The following is a 6,000-nucleotide window of genomic DNA, read 5'->3' on the forward strand; positions in this document are numbered from 1 at the left end:
ACCCGCATCGTTAATCATTGCGTCACTGTCTTTGTGACTGAGCGTGGCTCCCCTTCAGAAGAAGGCTGAGTCGCGGGAGTCGGTTAGGCCCGTCTCTTAAAGTGGAACTTGAACGCAACCGGATAACGAAAGCTGCTTCGCACACAAGACCTTAGGGCGATTCGACGAAAATTGCATCTACAGGGCTTGCGTTCCAGAATCAGAATTTGTTAACCATCTGTTGTCAGGATCCGAATCAGTTGTTCAAAGGCGTTTTGTTGTGTGCCGCGAATGCGGCCGACCTGACGCCCAGGAGCGGCGACTATGGGGAACTGGCATGCGCGTTTTGCTGATTGAAGATGACAGCGCCGTCGCGCAGTCGATCGAGCTGATGTTGAAGTCTGAGAGCTTCAACGTCTACACGACCGATTTGGGGGAAGAAGGCGTCGATCTCGGTAAATTATACGATTACGACATTATCCTTCTCGACCTCAACCTGCCCGACATGTCCGGCTACGACGTGCTCAAGCAGCTCCGGGTCTCCAAGATCAAGACACCAATTCTGATCCTCTCCGGCCTCGCCGGCATCGAAGACAAGGTCAAGGGTCTCGGCGTCGGCGCCGACGACTACATGACCAAGCCCTTCCACAAGGACGAGCTGGTTGCCCGCATCCACGCGATCGTGCGCCGCTCCAAGGGCCATGCCCAGTCGGTGATCCAGACCGGCGATCTCGTCGTCAACCTCGACACCAAGACGGTGGAAGTCGGCGGCCAGCGCGTGCATCTGACCGGCAAGGAATACCAGATGCTGGAGCTGCTCTCGCTCCGCAAGGGCACGACCCTCACCAAAGAAATGTTCCTCAACCACCTCTATGGCGGCATGGACGAGCCCGAGCTGAAGATCATCGACGTCTTCATCTGCAAGCTCCGCAAGAAGCTCGCGAATGCCTCCGAAGGCCGCAACTTCATCGAGACCGTGTGGGGCCGCGGCTACGTGCTGCGCGAGCCGCACGAGGTCGAAGAGCGCATTCCCGCCTGATCGGTTTACTGCGCAAGCCCCAGGGCTTGCTCCTCCCAGCCTGGACCCCGCCGCAAATGGCGGGGTTTTGTTTTTTGGGGGATGCGACCGGGGCCTTATCGTCCTTGCGCCATTGAACCGCTATCCTTCCCCCGCCGACGAATGGTCGCTGCACGATGGGGGAACGATGATCCTGCAATCACTCGCCGGCCTGCCCGCCTTCCTGGTCTATTTCTGCACCGGGCTCATCGCGATCGTGACGTACCTGTTCGTCTACACCCGCATCACGCCCTACAACGAATTCCAGCTCATCCGCGACAACGAGCCGGCCGCGGCGATCGCACTCGGCCTCAGCCTGCTGGGCTTCGTGGCGCCGCTGGTCAGCGCCATCGCGCATTCGGCCAATGTGCTGGATTGCCTGATCTGGGCGCTCGTCGCGCTGATCGTGCAGATCATCGTGCTCTTTCTGGTGAGGGTGCCCGTGCCGAATCTGCCGGCTCGGATCGCGGCCGGCGAGCTTGCGCCTGCGATCTGGCTCGGCCTGTCCTCGCTTGCCGCGGGGCTGCTCAACGCCGCCTGCATGATCTACTGACATGGCCGACAAGCCCTCCAAAAAGGAGTTCGGCAAGCGCCGGCCGGCGGCAGGACCGCCGCCTGCACGACAGCCGGTGAAGCGCTCCGGCCGTGTCGCGCTGCTGGTGATGGGAACGATCGCGGTCGGCACCACCGCCTACACGCTGATGCCGCGGCAGAATTGCGAGCCCTCTGCTACCGGGGCGATAGTCCCCGGGGCGACGGTCCCCGGGGCCGCGCCGGTGCAGGCGAGCACCGCCTGCAGCAGCAGAAGCAGCTCGTCGGGCGGCGGTGGCAGCTCGCGCTGGTCGTCGCGATCGAGTTTCTTCAGCAGCGACTCCTCGAGCCATTCCTCGTCCGGAACGTCGTCCGATTCAGGCTCCGGCGGCGTGAGCCGCGGCGGCTTCGGCTCGTTTGGCCATGGCTTCTCCGGCGGCGGCTGACCCATGCGACGCATCGTCTGCCCCGAGCGCGACGACTGGCGGCAGACGGCCGAACAATGCGGCTTCGCCTTCCACACCATCGAAGGCGAGCGCTATTGGGACGAGCGCGCCTACTACGCCTTCACGCTCGACGAGATCGAGCGTGGCATCGAGGCGCCGACCGGCGAGATCGACGCGATGTGCCTGGAGCTTGCCGGCCGCGTGATCGGCGACGAGCGCCATCTGCAGCGCCTGAAAATACCGGACGCTTTCTGGAGCTTGATCGCCGAGAGCTGGGCACGAGACGACCGCAGCCTCTATGGCCGGCTCGATCTGAAATTCGACGGCAAGGGACCGGCAAAGCTGCTCGAATACAACGCGGACACGCCGACCTCGATTTTCGAAGCCGCGGTGTTTCAATGGACCTGGCTCGAACAGGCGATCGAACGCCGCATCATCCCGTCGCGCGCCGACCAGTTCAACTCTATCCACGAACGACTGATCGAAGCGTGGAAGCAGATTGCCGCTAGCCGCCATGTCCATCTCACCGGCACCACGGGCAATGAGGAGGACGCCGGCACGCTCGCCTATCTCGAAGACACTGCGCGCCAGGCGGGACTGACGACCACGCTACTCGATGTCGAGGCGATCGGCTGGCGCGATGATACTGGCGGCTTCGTCGATCTCGACGACCGCGACATCGCGCTCGCCTTCAAGCTCTATCCCTGGGAATGGATGTTCCAGGACGCCTTCGGCGCAAAGCTCAAGGACGCACAGACATGCTGGATCGAACCGCCGTGGAAGGCGGTGCTCTCCAACAAGGGCATCCTGCCGCTGCTCTGGGAGACGTTTCCGAACCATCCCAATCTGCTGCCGGCGTTCTTCGAGGACGATCCGCGGGCAGCCGAGCTCGGCAGCTCCTATGTGCGCAAGCCGCTGCTGTCGCGCGAAGGCGCCAATGTCACGCTGGTATCTGGCGGAATGCCGCTCGACGAGCAGGCAGGCCCCTACGGCGCCGAAGGATTCGTGCGGCAGGCGCTCGCGCCGCTGCCGAATTTTTCCGGCTTCTATCCCGTGATCGGAAGCTGGCTGGTCGATCACGAACCCTGCGGCCTGTCGATCCGCGAGGACGAAAGCCCGATCACCGGCAACGGCTCGCGGTTTCTGCCGCATGCGATCTTGTGAGGTGCGATCGTCTTCCCTTCTTGTGGGAAAAGGGAAGAACGCATCTCACCGCGCCGCTGCCACCTTCAACGACGGCGGCATCAATCCGCCCATCGGGCGGCCGGAGCGCGTTGGGTTGAGCTGATAGAGACCACGACGTTCGGCGATCGGGCGGAACGCGTCGGTGATGCCGACGACGGATTCGGCGGCGCCGAGCAGCAGCGTACCGTCGGCTTCCAAAACCTTCGCCATGCGCTCGAAGATCACGGCCTTGGTGTCCTGGTCGAAATAGATCAGCACGTTGCGGCAGAAGATCACGTCGAACGTGCCGAGATGGGAGAAGTCCTGCAACAGATTGAGCTGGCGGAACTGCACCATCGCGCGGATGTCGGCATTGAGCTGCCAGACCTCGCCCGCCTGCGTGAAGTATTTCATCAGGTGCTGGATCGGCAGGCCGCGCTGCACCTCGAACTGGCTGTAGACGCCGGCCTTGGATTTCTCCAGCACCTCCTGCGACAGATCGGTGGCGACGATCTCGATGCGCCATCCGGCGAAGGCAGCGCCCATCTCCTTCACGCACATCGCGATCGAATAAGGCTCCTGTCCCGTCGACGACGCCGCCGACCAGATGCGCAGCGACTTGCGCGCCGCGCGCGCCCGATGCAGCCCCGGCAGGATCGTTTCGCGCAAATGATCGAACGGGATCTTGTCGCGGTAGAAGAAGGTCTCGTTGGTGGTCATCGCTTCGACCACGTCGCTCGCAAGCCGCCCGTCGCCGTTCCTGATCTTCAGCACGAGATCGGGAATCCCGCTAAGGCTCGCCTTGCGGGCCAGCGGCAGCAGCCGGCTCTCGACCAGATACTGCTTGTCCGGGGAGAGATCGAGGCCGGAGCGCTCTTTCAGGAATTTGCGTAGATAGTCGTAGTCAACAGGCGTCACGAACGGTCTCCCGCAAACAGGCGATTGACCCTGGCGCCGATCTGGTTGAGCGGCAGGATCGCCGCGCAGATGCCGGCATTGGCGGCTGCGCCCGGCATGCCCCAGACCACGCTGGAGGCTTCGTCCTGCGCGATCACGCTGCCGCCGGCGGCGACGATGTCCTTGCCGCCACGCATGCCATCCGAGCCCATGCCCGTCAGGATCACGGAGAGGATGGCGCCATGCCAGATGTCGATGGCGGAGGTGAACAGCGGATCGACCGCAGGCTTGCAGAAATTGACGGCGGGACCGTCATCGAGCGCGATCGCCACGTCGGCGCCGCTGCGCACGACGCGCATGTGCTTGCCGCCCGGCGCAAGGTAGATGCGGCCCGGCTTCACCGGCTCGCCATCGACCGCCTCGGCCGCCGGCTTGCGGCTCGTGCGTGCCAGATGCTCGGCGAGAATGGTGGTGAAGGTCGGCGGCATGTGCTGGGTGATCAGCACCGGGACGCGGTCGATCACGGCGCCAAGCTCGGCGACGAGCGCCATCAGCGCCTGAGGACCGCCGGTCGATGAGCCGATCAGCAGCACCTTCGGTGCCTGGGTCGAGAACGGACGCGTGGACAGCACCGAGGACGACGACGGCGCATGCACAGCCGGAGCCGGCGCGGCAGGCCGCGCGACAACCGGTCCACGTGCGGCCGGGGCCGGGCTCGCAGGCGCCAGCGGCGGGCTCGCAACCGCGGGCTTGCGGCGAAGCCGTGCGCCGAGGTGGCGGATTTTCTGGATCAGGTCGTGGTGGAAGATGTCCGCAGCCGACGCCTCGCGCGTCGATTCCGGCTTCGGAATGTAGTCGGCGGCGCCGAGCGACAGCGCCTTGAAGCTGATCTCCGCGTTACGGCGGGTCAGCGTCGAAGCCATGATGATGACGAGATCGCGCTTCTTCGCCAGGAGTTGCGGCAGCGCCGAGATGCCGTCGAGCTCGGGCATTTCGATATCGAGCACGGCAACGTCGGGGTTGATGCGTTCGATCTGGTTGACCGCCTCGAGCCCGGTGCGCAGCGAGGCCGCGACCTCCATGTCATGCTCGGCACCGACCCAGCGCGAGATCAGACCGCGAATGACGACGGAGTCGTCGACGATCATCACCCGCAACGGCCCGGCTTCCCGCGACGAGCCCGGGGTCGAATTACCTGCGAACGCAACACTCATTTACTCACCAACTCAGACTGAAACGGTCAGTTGAAAACAAACGCCGAAGGAGCCGTTCAGCCTCCGGGCGGTCGCTCAGATAAGGCCGACTTCCTGGAATTTCGCCGTCACGATGTCCTTGTCGAAGGGCTTCATGATGTACTCGTTGGCGCCGGCGTGCAGGGCGCGCGCGATATGCGCGACGTCGTTCTCGGTGGTGCAGAACACCACCTTGGGCTGGTCGCCGCCGGGCATGCGCCGGAGATGGCCGAGGAACTCGTAGCCGTCCATCACCGGCATGTTCCAGTCCAGCAGCACAGCGTCGGGCAGGCCGCGCTTGCAGGCCTCCAGCGCCTTCTCACCGTCCTCGGCTTCGAGGATCTGGAAGTCGAGACCCTCCAGGATCCGGCGCGCAACCTTACGGATGACGCTGGAATCATCAACGACGAGACAAGTTCGCATGTGAACCTCTGCTTCTCCCCGCTTTTGCGGGGACACTTCCAATTGCAGGTACGTCGGCGGATGTGCCGGCGTATCAGGCCGCCATCATCTCGGGCGCGAGCTCGAGGACGCGGTCGACGTCGAGGACGACCATGAGCTGGCCGTCGAGACGGTGGACACCGCCGGCGAGCTTGGCCATGCGGGGGTCGAGATTAACGGGGTTTTCTTCCATGCCGTCCTCGGCGAGCCGCAGCACTTCGCCGATCTGGTCGATCAGGAGGCCGTAGGATTC

The 6,000-nt window shown here is 64.0% G+C and carries 8 protein-coding genes; 4 read left to right on the forward strand and 4 right to left on the reverse strand.

The features are described 5' to 3' along the window. Positions 1 to 316 precede the first annotated feature (316 nt). The 4 genes from ctrA to AC0L3A_RS35175 all read left to right on the forward strand — a co-directional run bounded on the left by ctrA (position 317) and on the right by AC0L3A_RS35175 (position 3,177). Positions 317 to 1,018, forward strand: a complete 702-nt coding sequence (gene ctrA / locus AC0L3A_RS35160; RefSeq protein ID WP_007600544.1) for a response regulator transcription factor CtrA — start codon at positions 317 to 319, stop codon at positions 1,016 to 1,018. A gap of 166 nt (positions 1,019 to 1,184) precedes the next feature. Beyond that, positions 1,185 to 1,589: a DUF350 domain-containing protein gene (locus AC0L3A_RS35165; protein ID WP_219685357.1), complete on the forward strand. Its 405-nt coding sequence runs from the start codon at positions 1,185 to 1,187 to the stop codon at positions 1,587 to 1,589. A 1-nt stretch (position 1,590) separates the two neighbouring features. Continuing rightward, a complete protein-coding gene (locus tag AC0L3A_RS35170; protein WP_246649495.1) occupies positions 1,591 to 2,013 on the forward strand; it encodes a hypothetical protein in 423 nt (140 codons plus the stop codon). A 3-nt stretch (positions 2,014 to 2,016) separates the two neighbouring features. Then, complete coding sequence (locus tag AC0L3A_RS35175) at positions 2,017 to 3,177, forward strand: glutathionylspermidine synthase family protein (RefSeq protein WP_473256085.1); 1,161 nt, start codon at positions 2,017 to 2,019, stop codon at positions 3,175 to 3,177. Positions 3,178 to 3,222: 45 nt separating this feature from the next. On the opposite strand, the gene AC0L3A_RS35180 is transcribed toward AC0L3A_RS35175, so the two are convergent. The 4 genes from AC0L3A_RS35180 to AC0L3A_RS35195 all read right to left on the reverse strand — a co-directional run. Further along, positions 3,223 to 4,095 carry a CheR family methyltransferase gene (locus tag AC0L3A_RS35180; RefSeq protein ID WP_219685360.1) on the reverse strand — a complete coding sequence of 291 codons (873 nt, stop codon included), beginning with the start codon at positions 4,093 to 4,095 and terminating at the stop codon, positions 3,223 to 3,225. Continuing rightward, positions 4,092 to 5,288, reverse strand: coding sequence for a protein-glutamate methylesterase/protein-glutamine glutaminase (locus AC0L3A_RS35185; protein WP_473256086.1), 1,197 nt, complete (start codon positions 5,286 to 5,288; stop codon positions 4,092 to 4,094). Before AC0L3A_RS35185 ends, AC0L3A_RS35180 begins: the two co-directional genes overlap by 4 nt. Positions 5,289 to 5,363: 75 nt before the next feature. Further along, entirely contained in the window at positions 5,364 to 5,729 is a 366-nt protein-coding gene (locus tag AC0L3A_RS35190; RefSeq protein WP_007600538.1) for a response regulator, read from the reverse strand. Between the two features lie 73 nt (positions 5,730 to 5,802). Beyond that, positions 5,803 to 6,000, reverse strand: a 198-nt coding sequence (locus AC0L3A_RS35195) for a chemotaxis protein CheW (RefSeq protein ID WP_473256087.1), incomplete at its 5' end; no start/stop codon positions are given.

Source organism: Bradyrhizobium sp. MI1.3 (genome assembly GCF_055811695.1).